The 18,350-nt window shown below is 42.9% G+C and carries 19 protein-coding genes and 4 tRNA genes; 9 read left to right on the top strand and 14 right to left on the bottom strand.

The features are described from left to right. Position 1 precedes the first annotated feature (1 nt). From WAE57_RS10915 to WAE57_RS10895, 5 genes are read left to right on the top strand one after another with little or no spacing between them, the layout of a single operon-like run. Positions 2 to 367, top strand: coding sequence for a Na+/H+ antiporter subunit C (locus WAE57_RS10915; protein ID WP_337710641.1), 366 nt, complete (start codon positions 2 to 4; stop codon positions 365 to 367). Further along, the gene (locus WAE57_RS10910; protein ID WP_337710640.1) at positions 367 to 2,175 is read left to right on the top strand and encodes a monovalent cation/H+ antiporter subunit D; all 1,809 of its coding nucleotides are present in this window, start codon (positions 367 to 369) and stop codon (positions 2,173 to 2,175) included. Before WAE57_RS10915 ends, WAE57_RS10910 begins: the two co-directional genes overlap by 1 nt. 2 nt (positions 2,176 to 2,177) lie before the next feature. Further along, on the top strand, positions 2,178 to 2,699 hold the full coding sequence (locus tag WAE57_RS10905) for a Na+/H+ antiporter subunit E (protein ID WP_337710639.1): 522 nt from the start codon (positions 2,178 to 2,180) through the stop codon (positions 2,697 to 2,699). Further along, complete coding sequence (locus tag WAE57_RS10900; RefSeq protein ID WP_086174100.1) at positions 2,696 to 2,971, top strand: monovalent cation/H+ antiporter subunit F; 276 nt, start codon at positions 2,696 to 2,698, stop codon at positions 2,969 to 2,971. The genes WAE57_RS10905 and WAE57_RS10900 overlap by 4 nt, the downstream gene beginning before the upstream one ends. Positions 2,972 to 2,982: 11 nt before the next feature. Then, positions 2,983 to 3,381, top strand: coding sequence for a Na+/H+ antiporter subunit G (locus WAE57_RS10895; RefSeq protein WP_337710638.1), 399 nt, complete (start codon positions 2,983 to 2,985; stop codon positions 3,379 to 3,381). An 83-nt stretch (positions 3,382 to 3,464) separates the two neighbouring features. On the opposite strand, the gene WAE57_RS10890 is transcribed toward WAE57_RS10895, so the two are convergent. From WAE57_RS10890 to tpiA, 11 genes are all read right to left on the bottom strand, one after another. After that, entirely contained in the window at positions 3,465 to 3,956 is a 492-nt protein-coding gene (locus tag WAE57_RS10890; RefSeq protein WP_337710637.1) for an SHOCT domain-containing protein, read from the bottom strand. A gap of 162 nt (positions 3,957 to 4,118) precedes the next feature. Then, a complete protein-coding gene (locus tag WAE57_RS10885) occupies positions 4,119 to 4,523 on the bottom strand; it encodes a ribosome-binding factor A (protein WP_237787499.1) in 405 nt (134 codons plus the stop codon). Then, positions 4,523 to 7,228 carry a translation initiation factor IF-2 gene (gene infB / locus WAE57_RS10880; protein WP_237787498.1) on the bottom strand — a complete coding sequence of 902 codons (2,706 nt, stop codon included), beginning with the start codon at positions 7,226 to 7,228 and terminating at the stop codon, positions 4,523 to 4,525. The genes WAE57_RS10885 and infB overlap by 1 nt, the downstream gene beginning before the upstream one ends. 10 nt (positions 7,229 to 7,238) lie before the next feature. After that, complete coding sequence (nusA, locus tag WAE57_RS10875; protein WP_086174104.1) at positions 7,239 to 8,723, bottom strand: transcription termination factor NusA; 1,485 nt, start codon at positions 8,721 to 8,723, stop codon at positions 7,239 to 7,241. A gap of 39 nt (positions 8,724 to 8,762) precedes the next feature. Next, the gene (rimP, locus tag WAE57_RS10870; protein WP_237787497.1) at positions 8,763 to 9,287 is read right to left on the bottom strand and encodes a ribosome maturation factor RimP; all 525 of its coding nucleotides are present in this window, start codon (positions 9,285 to 9,287) and stop codon (positions 8,763 to 8,765) included. Between the two features lie 211 nt (positions 9,288 to 9,498). Then, positions 9,499 to 9,575: transfer RNA gene (locus WAE57_RS10865), tRNA-Met, on the bottom strand. A gap of 91 nt (positions 9,576 to 9,666) precedes the next feature. Further along, positions 9,667 to 9,743, bottom strand: a tRNA-Met gene (locus WAE57_RS10860). A 75-nt stretch (positions 9,744 to 9,818) separates the two neighbouring features. Beyond that, positions 9,819 to 9,895: transfer RNA gene (locus WAE57_RS10855), tRNA-Met, on the bottom strand. 47 nt (positions 9,896 to 9,942) lie between these two features. Beyond that, positions 9,943 to 10,027 (bottom strand) — tRNA-Leu (locus WAE57_RS10850). Between the two features lie 53 nt (positions 10,028 to 10,080). Then, positions 10,081 to 10,410, bottom strand: a complete 330-nt coding sequence (gene secG, locus WAE57_RS10845) for a preprotein translocase subunit SecG (protein ID WP_086174106.1) — start codon at positions 10,408 to 10,410, stop codon at positions 10,081 to 10,083. Between the two features lie 13 nt (positions 10,411 to 10,423). Further along, positions 10,424 to 11,215: a triose-phosphate isomerase gene (gene tpiA / locus WAE57_RS10840; RefSeq protein WP_337710636.1), complete on the bottom strand. Its 792-nt coding sequence runs from the start codon at positions 11,213 to 11,215 to the stop codon at positions 10,424 to 10,426. A gap of 270 nt (positions 11,216 to 11,485) precedes the next feature. Here tpiA and pilB point away from each other — a divergent pair, with 270 nt between their 5' ends. From pilB to coaE, 4 genes are read left to right on the top strand one after another with little or no spacing between them, the layout of a single operon-like run. Continuing rightward, positions 11,486 to 13,195 (top strand): type IV-A pilus assembly ATPase PilB, encoded by a 1,710-nt coding sequence (gene pilB, locus WAE57_RS10835; RefSeq protein ID WP_337710635.1) that lies wholly within the window; start codon positions 11,486 to 11,488, stop codon positions 13,193 to 13,195. Positions 13,196 to 13,222: 27 nt separating this feature from the next. Next, entirely contained in the window at positions 13,223 to 14,449 is a 1,227-nt protein-coding gene (locus WAE57_RS10830) for a type II secretion system F family protein (protein WP_337710634.1), read from the top strand. Next, positions 14,449 to 15,309, top strand: a complete 861-nt coding sequence (locus tag WAE57_RS10825) for an A24 family peptidase (protein WP_337710633.1) — start codon at positions 14,449 to 14,451, stop codon at positions 15,307 to 15,309. Before WAE57_RS10830 ends, WAE57_RS10825 begins: the two co-directional genes overlap by 1 nt. A gap of 15 nt (positions 15,310 to 15,324) precedes the next feature. Continuing rightward, entirely contained in the window at positions 15,325 to 15,915 is a 591-nt protein-coding gene (gene coaE, locus WAE57_RS10820; protein WP_337710632.1) for a dephospho-CoA kinase, read from the top strand. An 18-nt stretch (positions 15,916 to 15,933) separates the two neighbouring features. On the opposite strand, the gene WAE57_RS10815 is transcribed toward coaE, so the two are convergent. The 3 genes from WAE57_RS10815 to WAE57_RS10805 all read right to left on the bottom strand — a co-directional run bounded on the left by WAE57_RS10815 (position 15,934) and on the right by WAE57_RS10805 (position 18,089). Beyond that, positions 15,934 to 16,851, bottom strand: a complete 918-nt coding sequence (locus WAE57_RS10815) for a DMT family transporter (protein ID WP_337710631.1) — start codon at positions 16,849 to 16,851, stop codon at positions 15,934 to 15,936. Positions 16,852 to 16,884: 33 nt separating this feature from the next. Continuing rightward, positions 16,885 to 17,634: a 23S rRNA (guanosine(2251)-2'-O)-methyltransferase RlmB gene (rlmB, locus tag WAE57_RS10810; RefSeq protein WP_337710630.1), complete on the bottom strand. Its 750-nt coding sequence runs from the start codon at positions 17,632 to 17,634 to the stop codon at positions 16,885 to 16,887. Positions 17,635 to 17,765: 131 nt separating this feature from the next. Next, positions 17,766 to 18,089: a pyrimidine/purine nucleoside phosphorylase gene (locus WAE57_RS10805; RefSeq protein ID WP_086174114.1), complete on the bottom strand. Its 324-nt coding sequence runs from the start codon at positions 18,087 to 18,089 to the stop codon at positions 17,766 to 17,768. Positions 18,090 to 18,350 lie beyond the last annotated feature (261 nt).

Here is an 18,350-nt window from a genome sequence, read left to right as displayed (position 1 = left end):
AATGATCAGTCTAGAATTTTTACTTGCCTCTGCCATTGGCTTACTCACTGCAACAGGCATTTACCTGATCTTGCGTGCCCGTACTTTTCCTGTGGTCTTAGGGCTGGCGATGATTGGCTATGCGGTCAATTCATTCCTGTTTGCCATGGGACGCATTCAGGTCAATGCACCGGCTGTCCTGACTGAAACCAGCAAAGCTACCGATCCTCTACCTCAAGCTCTGGTATTGACCGCCATTGTGATTGGCTTTGCTACCACCGCCTTTATTGTACAACTGGCTTTGCGCAGCCGTTATGAAACCGGAACCGATCACGTCGATGCAAAAGAAGAAATCAACCCGATTGACTCGCGTGAGGATGAGCCTTAATGAATGCGATCCTCCAGTTCTGGACTGAACATACCCCGATCTTTAGCATTTTAATTCCGGCATTTACCGGCTTTTTGCTGGTGCTTTTAGGCAATCCCGGGCCAGGTTCATTATCACGTGATTGGCGACAGCCTTGGCGTCGTGGCATTAGTTATGTCTCGTCAATACTGGGATTAAGCACTGCGATAGTGTATTTAATATTCGCTAGCAGCGGGCAAATTAGTACTTACAACCTTAGTGAATGGTCTGCACCGTTCGGAATTGTGCTGGTTCTGGATCAGCTTTCTGCCCTGATGCTGGTGCTGACCTATGCCTTGGCAACACCGATCTTATGGTTTGCCAGTCACGCATGGGATGCAAAAGGGCGTTATTTCCATGCCATGTTCCATTTTTTACTCATGGGCTTATGTGGCGCATTTCTGACAGGCGATTTATTTAACTTATTTGTATTCTTTGAAATCTTGTTGATGGCCTCTTATGTCCTGCTGCTCCATGGACAAGGCAAGGCACGTTTTCAGCTCGGCATTCATTACGTCACCATCAACCTGCTGGCCTCTGCACTATTCCTGATTGGTCTGGGCATGATCTACGGCAGTGTCGGCAGTTTAAACATGGCCGATGTCGCACGTTTAATCCCATTGTTAGAACCAGATCAGCATACCCTGGCGGTTGCAGGTGGCTTGCTGCTCTTTGTGGTCTTTGGCATCAAGGCTGCCATGTTGCCGGTTGGCTTCTGGCTCCCAAAAACCTATGCCGTTGCCACCACTCCCGTGGCTGCCATTTTCACCATCATGACCAAAGTGGGCATTTATGCCATTCTTCGAGTCAATGGCACGATTTTTGATGACCAATTAAGTCAGGGTATTCTGGCAAACTGGTTACTTCCAATCGGTTTAGCCACCTCAGTCTATGGCGTGATTGGCGCCATTGGAGCCGAGCGTTTACGCCGTTTTGTCGGTTTTATGATTTTATCCTCCATCGGTACCCTGCTGATTGCCATTTCACTGTTTAATACTTTGGCTTGGGCTGCAGGACTGTACTATCTGGTTCATAGCACCATTATTGGCGCTGCATTTTATCTGCTTTCTGGCTGGATTACTTCACAACGCGGTGAATTCAAAGATCATTTCAATATTGCCCCGAAAATAAAACAGCAAAAAGCGGTGTCATTGACCTTCTTTTTGATTGCTTTAATGATGGCTGGTTTACCGCCTTTTAGTGGATTTTTAGGCAAGGTTTTTATCTTGCAGGCGACTTCGCATTCCCCTTATCAGGGGGTTATTATTGCAGTCGTGTTATTGGTGAGTTTGCTCAGTATCATTGCCTTTACCCGGGTCGGCTTCATTCTGTTCTGGCGTGCCAGCAAACCTGAAGATCACCCGGAAACTGAAGAATTTAAAGCTTATCGGGCTTTACCCGATCGAGCCCCTGCACGCAATGACAAAACCATTTATCTGTTGTTGTCAGGCTTGGTGCTGTATATGGTTGGCGCAAATCCGATTCAGCAATATATGTTCAAAACGGCTGAACAAATCCAGAACAATGGCTTATATGAACAGGTTATTTTGCATAAAGATAATCTGCATCAAGTGATTAGCGTGCAGCCTTATAATTCTGAAAATTTACCCGAAACCAAATATGGGGGTGAAACGGTTGATCCAAATGCCCATCTGATTCCTTACATCATCTCTGAAGATACGCTCGAAGGTGAGCATATTTCAGAATATAAGCAGCGTCAGATCAGGCAGCAGCAACAACAGCTGTCCACTTATCCGGATGATGTCAAACTCAAGCCTATGGAGCCTTAAGCATGCAAAAAACATCGTTTTGGGAAAGCTGGCTGCCTCATCCCTTTGTTTCCGTGATTGTGGCCTTAAGCTGGGTCATGCTTGCGCATAGCCTTGATCCGGCAACCTTGCTCATGGCTTTATTACTAGGCATTGCCATTCCACGTTTAGTCAAACCTTTTATTGGCCATACCCCCAATATTCACTGGATTTTGGCCGTAAAATTATTCTTTGTGGTGCTATGGGACATTATTGTCTGTAATATTAAAGTGGCCAAATTGGTACTTGGACCGACACATAAACTACATCCCAAATGGTTTCGTGTGCCTTTGGAAACTCAGCATGAACAGGTTAATGTTCTACTTGCCCTGATTATTACCACCACCCCGGGTACGGTAACTGCAGGGATTGATGATGATCGTGGCGATATTCTGGTGCATGCTTTAAGTACCGATAATGCCGAAATTGATATTCTCGAAATTAAAACCCGTTATGAAAAAGCACTGATCGAAATCTTTGATGTGGAATTAGGAGAAGATTCATGAGTATTTTGCCTTATGCACTTGGTCTGTGTATGGTCGCAATCACTGTTTCCATGTTTCTTTGCCTGGTTCGTATGGTGATGGGGCCATCCATCGTAGATCGGCTTTTAGCACTGGATACCCTGTTTCTGAATGCAACCTGTCTGGTGGTCATCCTGGGCCTCTATTGGGCCAGTACCTCCTTATTTGAAGGCGCGCTTCTGGTGGCCATGCTGGGATTCGTTTCTACCGCAGCCCTGGCACGCTACTTTACCACTGGTCATGTGATCGATTAGGAGCTACAGCAATGCAACTTGTCATGGAAATTCTGGTCTCGATTTTTTTATTGATTGGCTCCTTCTTCATGCTGGTGGGTGGTATTGGTATGGTGCGCCTGCCCGATTTATTCATGCGCCTGCATGCACCGACCAAATCCAGCACTTTGGGACTCGGCAGCTTCTTAATTGCCGCCATGATTTTTTCAGCTTTTCAGGGACATTTTGGTTTTGCCGAACTGTTGCTGACTTTACTGGCATTCATTACTGCACCCGTGTCTGCAAACCTAATGGCACAGGCCGCACTGCATTTACGTTTACGTTCAACCAGTGGTGAAGTGCCTGAAGCACTAGAACGCCCCTTACCTTGGCAACGTACCCGACGCCGTAATCCCAAAGCAGAAAAAGACTCACATGATGATCTGGCCTGATACCAGGTGCATTTTGCTAAGTTTGAATTAAAAATCTGTTTTTTACTTTAATTTTTTACTCAATTTAAGTTCAGTAAATTGAATTAATTTTCAGCCAGAACTTTAGCCTTTTCTTGTTCAAATTCTTGTTTTGTAAGAACTCCATCATCTAATAATTTTTTTAAGACTGTAAGTTTCTCATACTTAGTTGCCGCAAGATGATGATTTCTATTTTCAGTTTTCTCAACACACTCAAACACCAGCTCTATTCTTGGAAAATTTCCCAAAATATATGGTGGCTTTGCGGCAGTTTCGCTAAGACCATGCATTGTTTCATTTTTACGTTCACAAAAAGCAATTGATGCTTGCTCTGCATTTGCTCGCACTGTTGATAATGATACAAAACCTGTAGCTGCTTGCCTAAAAATACGATATGAGGCTTCACTATTTTTCATTGGCTGATCCAATATCACCGTTTCCCCACCAAACACAGCATTCGCAAATGGTGATTTACTTTCTGAAGCCAACTGAATAGGCGGCACACTTGCACAGCTGGAAAGAAGAAATGCTGCAAGGATAAAACTTAGTTTATTCATAAGTTTGAATCTCAAAAATAGAATATTTTCTTTATTAATCCTGATCGCTGATCAGTACATCATTTATATATAAGTTATTTAAATAATTAATAAAACTACCAAATTCTTAAAATAACTCAAAATAAAAAAAGCCACCCGAAGGTGGCTTTTTTATTACATCAATTATTCATCATCTTGCTTTGCTTCAGCAGGCGGTAAATCCTTCACTGCTTCAGCAATCAGACCAAACATATAGTTACCATATGCGTTGGTTTTGTCGTAATGGAAACGCAAGCGAGGCGTTACACGTGTCTTGATACGACGACTGAGTTCGTGACGCAAGAAACCAGAAGCCTTATTTAAAACTTCTAAGGTATCTTTGTTTGCTACTTCACTTTGCTCATCGCCCAGCTCACGACCCATCACGGTTACATAAACTTCGGCATATCCTAAATCTGGGCTAACTTTCACCGCAGAGATGGTCACCAGACCACCTAAGCGTGGATCTTTCAGCTCTTGGCGAATCAGTTCAGACAATTCACGCTGAACTGAGTCTCCCATACGCTTCAGACGTTGACTACCCGCCATTAAAGACTCCGTTTAATCAATTGAACATCATAGACTTCGATTTTATCGAGTACTTTAATGTCTTTATAACCTTTCACGGCAAGACCACATTCCATACCGGCACGAACTTCTTCAACCACTTCTTTATAGCGACGAAGAGATTCAAGCTCACCTTGGAATACCACCACGTCATCGCGTAATACGCGAATCGGTTTATTACGGTGTAACATGCCTTCAAGAACCATACAGCCCGCAGCCGCACCGAATTTGCTTGAGTGGAATACTTCACGTACTTGAGCCACACCAAGAATCGTTTCACGATGCTCAGGAGCCAATTTACCGCTCATCGCTGCTTTTACGTCATCAATCAATTCATAGATGATGCTGTAATAACGAATGTCGATACCATCTGCATCTGCTTTTTGACGTGCAGTATTATCAGCACGTACGTTAAAGCCAAGAAGAACAGCTTCAGAAGATTCAGCAAGGGTAACGTCAGACTCGGTAATTGCACCTACACCTGAACCGATCACACGTACACGAACTTCATCAGTGGCCAATGCTTGTAATGCTACCGTCAATGCTTCCAATGTACCGCGTACATCAGTTTTAAGCACAACGTTCACATAAGGAACATCTTTTTTGCCCATAGATGCCATGATGTTTTCAAGACGCATTGCACTTTGACGCTCAAGACGTTTTTCACGTTCACGAGACATACGTGCATCAGCAACTTCACGTGCTTTCTTCTCATCGTTAACAACAAGAACTTCGTCACCCGCCATTGGCGCTTCAGGAAGACCCAAGATTTCTACTGGAATCGAAGGACCTGCCGATTTAATACGTTTACCGTTTTCATCTACCATCGCACGAACGCGACCATAAGATGCACCAGCAAGCACTAAATCACCCACATTCAATGTACCGTTTTGTACAAGAATAGAAGCAACAGCACCACGGTCTTTATCTACACGTGCTTCAATGACCACACCTTGCGCAGCACCTTCTTCAGATGCTTTCAATTCAAGCAATTCTGACTGAATCAAAATCAAGTCTAGAAGTTCATCGATACCTTGACCAGAATGTGCAGAAACCATTGCTACAGGTACGTCACCGCCCCATTGTTCAGGCACGATTTCTTTGGTGGTCAATTCGTTCAATACGCGATCTGGATCGGCAGATTCTTTATCCATCTTGTTGATTGCAACAATGATTGGCGTACCTGCAGCACGTGCATGATCAATTGCTTCTGCAGTTTGTGGCATTACACCATCATCAGCCGCAACAACCAGAACCACGATATCAGTCGCTTTGGCACCACGTGAACGCATTGAAGTAAACGCTGCGTGTCCCGGTGTGTCTAAGAAAGTGATAATGCCTTTATCGGTTTTAACGTGATATGCACCGATATGCTGGGTAATGCCGCCCGCTTCGCCCGCAGCTACTTTGGTACGACGGATACGGTCAAGAAGCGATGTTTTACCATGGTCAACGTGACCCATAATAGTTACTACAGGAGCACGAGTGGTTTGAACACCACGTGCTTCTTCAGCTGCTTCAAGTAAGTTATCTTCAGCTTGAGTATCAGATACTAGAACTGGGTTATGACCCATTTCCTCAACCACAAGTGCCGCAATTTCTTGCTCAATCGCCTGGTTCTGAGTAACAAGCTCACCCATTTTCATGAGTGATTTGATGACTTCGCGAACTTTAATCGCCATTTTCGCCGCTAAGTCAGCAACAACAATGGTTTCACCAATTTCAACATCATAAATTTGTTTTTTAACAGGTTTTTCAAAGCCATGCTTGTTGCCTTGGCTGGTTTTCAAACCACGTTTATGCTGGTTATGGCTGAAAGATTGCTCTTCCTGACCACGACGTCCGCCTTTTTTCGGTGCACGTGTACTTGTAGTGTTACCACCACGTTTAATTTCACGGTCTTCTTTCGCGAATGAATCTTCATAAGCCTGACCAACAAGGCCAGCCGCCAATGGAGAATCATCGACAACACGAATCGTTGCCGTAGTATCTTCAGAGGTGTACTTAGAAGCCATTTGACGCATTTGTTCAAGCGTACGTTGTTGAGCTTCTTCAGCCGATTTACGACGTGCTGCTTCTTCAACTGCTTTTAATTGCGCAGCTTGTGCTTCACGTGCTTTTTTCTGTTCAGCCGTCTCAACCTGTTTAACCGTTTGTTTTACAATTGGTTTGTTGTTCGACTTACGCTTCACAACAACAGCAGCTTTTGGTACTTCTTGCTTAGCCGTTTCTTGCTTAGCAGCAGCACGCATTGCTTCTAAAGCTTGTTTCGCCTTAGATGCGCCTGGTTGAGGTGCTTCAGCTTTTTGTTCAGTATTAGCAGCAGATGCAGTCGCATTCTTGTCTGCCTGTGCTTTAGCAAGTGCTTCAGCTTTGATTTGTTCAGGATCTGGCTTAACAAATGTATGTTTCTTACGAACTTCTACATTAATCGTTTTCGCCTTACCTGATGTACTTGCCACTTTAGCAGTACTGGTTGTTTTACGTTTCAACGTGATTTTTCCTGCATGCCCATCGTCTTGACCATGAACTTTCTTCAAATGGTTAACGAGGGTATTTTGTTGTTCAGTGGAAATAATATCTTCAGCTTTACGTTGCGGTAAACCTGCGTCACGAACCTGCTCTAGGAGCTTCTCAACGGGGCGATCCACGCTGAGAGCCAACTCTTTAATCGACTTGTCCGTCATATATTTCCTCCTAGTTAAACCATGATTCGCGCGCTTTCATAATAAGTTGACCCGCTTTTTCCGCACCTAAACCTTCAATATCTTCAATATCGTCAGTGGCTTGGTCAGCTAAATCATCTACAGTCACCACACCGCGGGCCGCAAGGGCATATGCGATTTCCTGTGTCATTCCTTGCATTGCAACAAGTTCTGCACTTGGATCTTGAATGTTTTCTTGTTGTTTTAACGCGTCTGCCAATGTAATTTCTTTCGCACGGCTTTGCAATAATTCAACAGTTTCAGCATCCAACTCAATTTCATCAAATGTTTCAGCTGGAACATAAGCAATTTCTTCTAGCGAAGTAAAGCCCATATCAACCAAAGCCATTGCCAAGTCTTCTTCAATATCCAGACGGGTGACAAACATGTCTAGATATTGTTGAGCTTCATTTTGTTGACGTGCGTAGAATTCATCTTCGAGCATCATATCCAGTTTGTAGCCTGTCAATTCAGAGGCTAAACGGACATTTTGACCTTGTGAACCAATGGCACGTGCCAACTGATCGCTTGCTGCAAAAATGATGTCTGCGCTGTGAACATCTTCATCAATCACAATACTCGATACATCTGCAGGCTCTAAAGCGCTTGCGATGTACTGTGCTGGATCGTCAGACCATACAACGACATCAATACGTTCGCCATTGAGCTCTGATTGTACTGCCTGAATACGTGTACCACGCATACCAATACAAGCACCTACAGGATCAATACGGTGATCGTTGGTTTTCACAGCAATTTTAGCACGAACGCCCGGTTGACGTGCAGCTGCTTTAATTTCGATAATTTCTTCAGAAATTTCAGGAATTTCTTTCTTCATCAACGCAATCAGCATTTCAGGACGTGCACGTGACAATAATAATTGTGCACCACGGCCTTCACGGTTCACGCTATATAAAATCGCGTTTACACGTTGTTTGGGACGAAGAATTTCCTTAGGAATCATTTCTTCACGCGCAAGATAAGCTTCCGCATTGTCACCCAAGTCAATAATAAAGCCATCTTTGGTTTGCTTTTTCACTTCACCGTAGATGAGTTCACCAACTTTAGATTCATAGGCATCAGCGACTAAAGCACGTTCAGCTTCACGAATTTTTTGTACAATTACCTGTTTGGCAATTTGTGCAGCAATTCGACCGAAGTCAATCGATTCCACTTCGAGTTCACGAATGTCACCAATTGACCATTGAGCAGGATCAACATCAGAAATGGCATCCTGACATGCAGGCATCTCGTGATCTTCATCAGCTACTACTTCCCATTGACGGAAAGTACGGTAATCACCTGTTTTACGATCGATTTCCACACGTAAACGTGCTTCTTCCGAGTGTGTGCCTTCATAAAATTTCTTTTTAGTCGCAGCTACAAGCGCTTGTTCTAGCGCTTCAAAGATCGCTTCACGAGGTACACCTTTTTCGTTACTAACCGTTTCTACTACGGTAAGAATTTCACGTGCCATAAGTCACCTATTCGTTCAGATTCTTATTTATTAGATAAATTAATCTTGGTAAATCAAATTTGCTTTGTCGATATTATGACTATCAATTTCAAGAACTTGTTGTTTTTCAACTTCCACTTGAATGAGTTCATTTTCAAGATCAACAGCAACCAGTTTTGCTTGAAATTTACGACGGTTATCGACAGCACTAATCAGACGTAACGCAATTTGATGTCCAATATAGGCTGGCATTTGTTCAAGTTGAAAAAATGGACGATCCCAACCTGGCGAAGATACTTCAAGGGAATATTCGCCAGAAATTGGATCATGCACGTCAAGCATGGCACCGACTTGCTGTGTTACGCGAACACAATCTTGTACGCCTATGCCTCGACCCTGCTCTAGCTCGCCTTCTTCATTCAAAACAGGCTGGGCATCGGTTTCATTTGCTTTATCAATATAGATACGCAATAAAGAACGCTTTCCCTGAGGAAGAAATTCGATTCCCCAAAGATCTACATTGCATGCTTGCACTGCAGGAGCGATTAGGTCTTGGAGTGCTTGAGTTTTATTTGATAGCTTCATTTACTCTCGTCATTATGGTGCGATTTAATGGTCGCGGTGACCGGTTCAGACTAACTCAACTATATTAGTAGTGAAACATGACGATTTGACCAATAAATGTCGGACACTACACGATAGCCAATAAAAAAGGGCGTAATCGCCCCTATTTACACAGAAAAACCAAAGTCCACTGTGCAAAAAGGCCCACCTTTTTGTGAGCCTTTTAGAAACTTGGTAGCGGGAGCTGGATTTGAACCAACGACCTTCGGGTTATGAGCCCGACGAGCTACCAGACTGCTCCATCCCGCATCAACGTGCAAAAATTATATACAATCTACCGAACATTTTCAATCAAAAACTATTCAGTGATTGCTTGATTAAGTTGCACCTTAATCAAAAGTGGTAGCGGGAGCTGGATTTGAACCAACGACCTTCGGGTTATGAGCCCGACGAGCTACCAGACTGCTCCATCCCGCAACAACATTGCAAAAATTTTATCTCACCTCAATACTCAAGGTGCCTACTTCAGTTTGCATCTAAAATAAGATTGATTGGTAGCGGGAGCTGGATTTGAACCAACGACCTTCGGGTTATGAGCCCGACGAGCTACCAGACTGCTCCATCCCGCATCAACAGATTTGCTGCACAACACCAACTTATGTTCTGGATTACAAGTTGGTGCGGAAGGGGGGACTTGAACCCCCACGCCCGAAGGCACTACCACCTCAAGGTAGCGTGTCTACCAATTCCACCACCACCGCAGCTGTGTCGCATTCTAGTCGGATCAAACCCAAAAAGAAAGAACTAAATCAGATTATTCACCAGTTTTTGGTGCAACTGGCGAAGTTTCAGGCGATTGAGTTTGTGCAGGAACTGGGGTTTGTACCGATTTTAAGCTGTAAGCATCGGTGGTTTGTTTTTTGGCAAACACCGCTAAACTTAAGCTTGTTACAAAAAATAAAGCGGTCAAAATCGCGGTTACACGGGTTAAAAAATTACCGGAACCTGAAGCACCAAATACAGTTGCTGCACCACCACCACCAAATGATGCACCCGCATCGGCACCCTTACCATGTTGTACCAGAATCAATACAATCATTAAAAGGGCTAAGATAATATGTACTACCAGCACAAATGCATGCATGCTGAACTCCTAATTATTTTGTATTTGCAAAAGCCTGAGCAATTTTATAGAAAGACTCTGCATTTAAAGATGCGCCACCAACCAGCGCACCATTAATATCTGGACAGGCAGCCAACTCTACTGCATTTTCTGGCTTAACACTACCACCATACAGAATAGCCATGCTTGCACCTAAAGGTGTAATTTGAGTTAAACCTTCACGAATTTTAGCGTGCATTGCCTGTGCATCTTCAGGTGAAGCTGTTTTGCCGGTACCAATCGCCCAAATGGGTTCATAAGCCACCACAATATTCTTCCATTGCTCTGCTGTTACAACAGTCGCAATATCACAAATTTGTTGCAAGACCACCTGCTCTGCCTGACCATTTTCACGCTGTTCCAGGCTTTCACCCACACAGTAAAGAATGGTTAATCCGGCATTTAAAGCATTTTTAACTTTTTCATTCAGAATCTGTGCAGTTTCAGCAAAAATTTCCCGACGTTCTGAATGACCAATCAGTACAAAATCAATTTGCTGATCTTTTAGCAACTCAGCACTTACCTCACCGGTATATGCCCCTGTTCCAGAAATACGGGAAACATCTTGGGCAACGCTATAGATGGGGCGAATTGAATCTGCTAATTCACTCTTCACTCCAGCCAAAGCAAGCATGGTAGGTGCAACACCTAAATAACAATCTTGTTCTTTAATTTCATTATTTTGCAATAATTTTTTAAAATCATTTACCCATAGTTTGGCATCTGCTTGCATTGGGTTCATTTTCCAATTGCCGACAACCCAAGGAGTAATAGTCGAACCCGACATACAGTAACCTATTAAAAACAATTCATTAAACCGCGCACATTCTACACGGAATTCAGCATTTTTTAGATAATTTTCACCAGCCTTTTTTATAAGTTTGTTGTTTTTCAAAATTGCTACAAAAAAAACTTGGTCTTGTAATTACGACTGGTTCAAAGTTTTATCTGATATTAAGTAGATGACAACACTTTCAGATATGGTATTTTTATATAACAAAAGTATAATTTAATGATACCAATTATAAACAGATTGATTAAGCAGGCATATTAACGCATGGCAGCATTACAAGGTTCACCAAGATTTACAGGTTTTATTCGGCGTTTAGTCGAAGATGGCTTAGTTTCTGCTGAAAATATGCAGAGTGCAATATTGAATGCAAAAAAAGCCAATCAGGATATTGTCCCTTTTTTAATTGATCAGTTGAAAATTTCATCTTTAGAAATTGCAGTAAAAATTTCTCAAGAATTTGGCGAACCTCTTTTTGACTTGAGTGCATATGATTCAGCTCAAATTATCCGCGAAGGTGTGGATGAAAAACTCATCAGCAAACATTGCATTCTACCGATTTTTAAACGCGGGAATTTGCTCTACGTTGCAACCAGCAATCCGACTAATATAGATGCTATGGATGCAATCCGCTTCAGCAGTAAAATGAATATTGAAGCAGTTATTGTAGAATATCCAAAATTACACAAACTGATCGAACAAAATTTTACTCAAGCAGATAGCTTTGAATTCTCCGATGATGATATCGACTTAAATCTCGAGCAAGAAGACTTAAGTCAAAAAGATGATGATGATGATCAAAAAGAAGATGAAGCACCGATTGTTAAATATATTAATAAATTACTGATTGATGCCATTCGCATGGGCGCTTCAGATTTGCATTTTGAACCTTATGAAAAATCTTATCGGGTACGTTACCGTATTGACGGTGTATTACGTCAAATTGCCAATCCCCCTTTGCAACTGGCTACACGTTTGGCATCGCGTTTAAAAGTCATGTCGCAAATGGATATCTCTGAAAAACGCTTACCTCAGGATGGACGGATTAAACTTAAGCTTTCAAAAAGCAAAGCCATCGACTTTCGTGTCAACTCGCTACCGACCCTGTTTGGTGAAAAACTGGTACTGCGTATTCTAGATCCATCGAGTGCCATGCTAGGTATTGATGCATTGGGTTATGAACCAGAGCAGAAAGAGCTGTTTATGCAGGCCTTAGATAAACCTCAGGGTATGCTGCTGATTACCGGCCCCACTGGTTCAGGTAAAACCGTATCACTTTATACTGGCTTGAATATTCTAAATCGTGAAGACACCAATATTTCAACTGCCGAAGATCCTGTGGAAATCAACCTGGAAGGGATTAATCAGGTCAACGTCAACGCCAAAGTAGGCTTGACCTTCTCTGCAGCGCTGAAGTCTTTTCTACGTCAAGATCCAGATATTGTCATGGTGGGTGAGATTCGAGATCTGGAAACCGCCGAAATTGCCGTAAAAGCAGCGCAGACGGGTCATATGGTCATGTCTACACTGCATACCAACAGTGCACCTGAAACCTTAACCCGCTTAAGGAATATGGGTGTTCCGTCTTTCAATATCGCGACCTCTGTAAACTTGGTGATTGCACAACGTTTAGCACGTCGTTTATGCTCACAATGTAAAGTTGCGGCAGATATTCCTGAACCTAGCTTATTAGAAATGGGCTTTACAGAAGAAGATCTTAAGCATCCAGATTTTCAAGTATATCAGCCTGTAGGCTGTCCCGAATGTCGTGAAGGTTATAAAGGTCGTGTCGGTATTTATGAGGTCATGAAAGTAACACCTGAAATTTCAAAAATTATTATGGAAGAGGGTAATGCACTGGAAATTGCAGCAGCTTCTGAAAGATTGGGGTTTAATAATTTAAGACGTTCAGGATTAATTAAGGTTATGCAGGGGGTGACTTCGCTTCAGGAAGTCAATCGTGTAACCAGTGAATAAATGAAAATTTAAAATAAGGATAAACGCATGGCTGTCAAAAAAGCACAGATGATGCCCACCTTCAGTTATGAAGGCATTGATCGTAAAGGGGAAAAACTTAAAGGGGAATTACCTGCACGTAATATGGCACTTGCTAAAGTGACCTTACGTAAGCAAGGCATTACCATTAAACACATTCGGGAAAAACGTAAAAATATTCTCGAAGGCTTGATGAAAAAGAAAGTAACCACGCTGGATATTACTATTTTTACCCGCCAGCTAGCTACCATGATGAAAGCCGGTGTTCCTTTGGTTCAAAGCTTCGAAATTGTAGCAGAAGGCCTTGAGAATCCATCCATGCGTGAAGTGGTATTAGGGATTAAAGGTGAAGTCGAGGGCGGTAATACCTTTGCCGGTGCCCTTAAAAAATATCCTCAATATTTTGATAATTTATTTTGCTCACTGGTTGAATCCGGCGAACAGTCAGGTGCCCTGGAAACCATGCTGGATCGCGTCGCGATTTATAAAGAGAAAAGCGAACTTTTAAAGCAAAAAATCAAAAAAGCCATGAAATATCCAGCTACCGTCCTTGTTGTTGCGGTTGTGGTGACCATTATTTTGATGGTGAAAGTCGTTCCTGTATTTCAGGAACTTTTTGAAGGTTTTGGTGCAGATTTACCTGCCTTTACCCAAATGGTGGTGAATATGTCTAATTGGATGCAAAAATACTGGTTTATTCTAATCATTGTAGTGGGTGCCATCATAGCGGGCTTTTTGGAAGCCAAAAAACGTAGTAAAAAATTTCGTGACTTCCTGGATAAAGCGGCTCTTAAAGCCCCTATTTTTGGTGACTTGGTATATAAAGCTATTATTGCGCGTTATAGTCGAACTTTAGCGACTACCTTTGCTGCCGGTGTTCCCTTGATTGATGCATTAGAATCTACAGCAGGGGCAACCAATAACTGTGTCTATGAAGCTGCTGTAATGAAAATTCGTGATGATGTTGCCACTGGACAACAATTACAATTTGCCATGCGAGTCACCAATAAATTTCCATCTATGGCTGTGCAGATGGTCGCCATTGGTGAAGAGTCAGGTGCACTGGATGCCATGCTGGACAAAGTGGCAACGCATTTTGAAAATGAAGTTGATAATGCGGTAGATGGCTTAACCTCTATGATGGAACCCTTAATTATGGCTATACTCGGGGTACTGGTCGGTGGTCTGGTGATTGCCATGTATCTTCCAATTTTCCAAATGGGTTCTGTCATTTAATGCAAGATTTCATTTCTTATTTTATGATTAACCCAGCTGCTTTATATATTGCAGTTGGGCTTTTTAGTCTGTGTATCGGCAGTTTTTTAAATGTCGTCATCTATCGAACTCCCAAGATGATGGAGCAAGAGTGGCGACAGGATTGTCAAATATTGCTGCATCCTGAACAAGCCATTATTGATGAATCCAAACTGACCCTAAGTCAACCGGCATCTACCTGTCCTAAATGCCGTACTGAAATTCGCTGGTATCAAAATATTCCCGTCATCAGCTGGCTGGCCTTAGGCGGTAAATGCGGTTCTTGTAAAAATCCGATTAGTAGTCGTTATCCCTTAATTGAACTATTGACTGCAATATGCTCCCTGATCATTGTGGCCGTATTTGGCCCCACCCTACAAATGCTGTTTGGCCTGCTGCTCACCTGGACACTGATCGCCCTCACCTTTATTGACTTCGATACCCAACTGTTACCTGACCGCTATACTTTACCTCTGGGAGCCTTGGGTCTAGGCATTAATAGTTATAGTATCTATACCAGTCCAAGTTCTGCAATCTGGGGCTACATTATTGGCTTTCTCTGTCTCTGGATTGTGTATTATCTGTTTAAGATCATTACCGGTAAGGAAGGTATGGGCTATGGAGACTTTAAACTCCTGGCTGCTTTAGGCGCCTGGATGGGTCCATTTCTACTACCGCTGATCGTATTACTCTCTTCCTTCGTTGGTGCAGTGATTGGTATTATTCTGCTGAAAATACGCAAAGAGAACCAACCTTTTGCATTCGGTCCTTATATTGCCATTGCCGGCTGGATTGCGTTCATTTGGGGTGAGCAGATTATGAAAATCTATTTGGGACAGTAATTTCTAGGTACATATATGACTTTTATCTTGGGTTTAACTGGAGGAATTGGCAGTGGAAAATCTGCCGCAAGTACATGGTTTGAAACCCAGGGCATTATTGTAGTAGATGCCGATATTGTCGCGCGAGAGATCGTTGAAAAAGGACAACCTGCTTTACAGCAAATTCACGCTGCATTTGGAGATTGGGTACTTTTAGCGAATGACGAACTGAATCGTCGGGCATTACGCGAACATATTTTTAAAGATTCAGATGCGCGCAAAGTCCTAGAAAGCATTACCCATCCTGCGATTCGCCAATCCATTATTCAACAGCTGCAAGCCGCAACCAGTCCCTATGTGATATTGGTTTCTCCCCTGCTGTTTGAAACTAACCAGCATGAACTGACCGATCACACCTTGCTCATCGATGCATCGATTGATTTACAGATTCAGCGGGCTGCCATGCGTGATCATCAGTCGATCGAGCAAATTAAAAAGATTATTCAGGCTCAGATGTCACGTGAGCAAAAGCGTAGTTTGGCGGATGATATTGTGCTGAATGATGGTCATCTTGATCATCTCTACAGTCATTTAAAGCCATTACATGAAGCTTATTTAAAACGCTGAAATTAAAAAAGCAGTCGATCAGGACTGCTTTTTTTGCTGATCAAGTTGCCGCTGCAAACTGTCTTGATGACTGATCCAGCGCCATGGCTGCAAAGCACCAATCGCCATACCAATCAAGCCACAAATAATGGCCAGACTTAAAGGTTCACCCAATAGCGGTACTGCTAAAATTGCAGCCATAAACGGTGCCAAAGTCACGATACTTCCCGCCTTGAATGCCCCTAAACGTTTAATAGCTTCTACATAAGTCAGTGTAGCTACAATCACCACAAAGATGCCGTGAAAAACCACCTGTAACAGTAAATGCATAGGTTCAGGTGCGGTTAAATTTTTCGGTAAAAACAGCAGATAAATCGGGACATAAACAATCGCCGACCAGATGGCGACCCCTGCCATGGAATGCCATGCAGAGAGTTTCCATTGCCGTAACAGTACGGTAAACACACCCCACCAGATCGCACTCAGGAAAAATAGCATGTCGCCAAAGCCAAAAGCCACACCGGTTTCCAGATACATTAAGAAACTCATGGCAGTGATCGCGCTCAGCATAATCAACAGGCTGATCCAGATGTGTTTATCCAAAGGCTGCTTAAATAGCACAAATGCAGCTATGGCTGTGCACAGCGGAATACAGCCATTGAGAAAAATGGCTGCATGTGCTGCCGGCACATAATGGAATGCAGTATATGAGGTCAGGCAATATGCTACCCCGCCAATCATCGCCAAAATAAAAGGCTGTTTTTTCCATAAAAAAGCGGTGTCTTTTTTATAGAGCAAAATGGGCATCAAAATACAAAATGCCAAGGCAAAACGTAAGGCGGTGATGTCCCAGGCACTAATCCCCCACTGGGCATTCAGACGGGAAGTAATGGTAAATCCCCCCCAAATACACATGGTAATGGCGACATAAAGATAACCTTGAGACCGGGGAGACATAGCAAACAACTTTTAAATTTGAAAGAGAAAAAATTACACGTTACGTTGACGACAAGCTTCATACAGTGCCATCCCTGTGGCAACACTGACATTTAAACTCTGCAAGTTTCCTGCCATTGGAATGTATACCGTCTGATCACATTGCGACTGGGTAATCGGGCGTAAACCTGTATCTTCAGCCCCCATCACCACACAAACTGCTGTACCGGTAAAATCAAATTTATCCACTGGTAAGGCTTTTTCATCCAGCATGGTTCCGACTACACGTACATTAAATTCATCTTTGATGTTAGCCAAAGTACGCGCCAGATTGGTCACCTGAATAAACTTGACCTTTTCTGCGCCGCCGGCAGCAACCTTACGTGCAGTTGGCGTCAAGCTGGCAGAACGATCACGCGAAACCACCACCGCTTCAACACCCATGGCAGCGGCTGTACGAATACATGCGCCCAAATTATGAGGATCGGTGACCTGGTCAAGTGCCAGCAAAAGTGCCTGAGGATTTTGCTTGAGCACTTCATCCAGGTCCTGTTCATTCAGCACTGGATGTGGACGTACTGCGGCAACCACGCCCTGATGAAAAGGCTGACCTGCCAGTTTTTCCAGTTTGTCACGGCTGGCTTGCTGCACACTAATGCCAAAAGGTTGAGCCAAAGCCAAGACGTTTTTCAAACGCTGGTCATCACGACCTTTTAACGTAAATAGAGTCAATACGCGCTCAGGCTCGAGTTCTAATAATGACTCCACTGAGTGAACGCCATAATAATATTCTGGTTTTGCCATGAACGGCCTCTAAAATCTATGGTAACAATACAAAAAAGAAAATCCTGCAAAGCAGGCTTTACAGGATTGACGCTTGAATCTAGTTTAACCGATTCAAGTTAAAATTTCTTTGTCTTATCTGGGGCTAATGCTTAGCCTTCAAAATGACAGACATAATCGAGGACTTCATCAGTCTCGATTTTAAAGCGGCTATTGCCTGGTACATAAAAAGATTGACCGGCACGGAACAATTCACTTTCGATTTTGTCGCCAATTTGTACACGACACTCACCTGAAATAATTTCCATACGTTCAGGCACATGAGTTTGAAAGGTCAATGCCTGTTCTGTTGGCAAAATCACCCCTAAGGTTTTTTTAGTGCCATCTTCAAACTGCACGGTATGACTGATACATAAGCCATCGAAATAAACATTCGACTTTTTGACAACCGAAACGTGATCAAACTGATTTGACATGCGTATTCTCCAGATAATGCGCATTTATAATTTTTGCTCGAGCTAGTTTAAAGCTGAGCATTCAACTAATCAATCGCTGTTTCATCCAGCTAAATTAATATTTTTCAAATTTTTACAAATATTTTTATTTCTGTATCAGTGAAAAATGAATGCTTGGTGCATGAATAGCGATAACCATGAAATTATAAGCCCAAATGGTGGATAATGTTTCCCCGACCAAAGGCTAATAGTGTGGTTGTAATTCTGTCTTAAATTTTCAAA

Source organism: Acinetobacter sp. NS-4 (assembly GCF_037402435.1).
Lineage (GTDB): Bacteria > Pseudomonadota > Gammaproteobacteria > Pseudomonadales > Moraxellaceae > Acinetobacter.
Note: the sequence above shows the minus strand (reverse complement) of the source record. Positions and strands in the feature narration are given on the sequence as shown.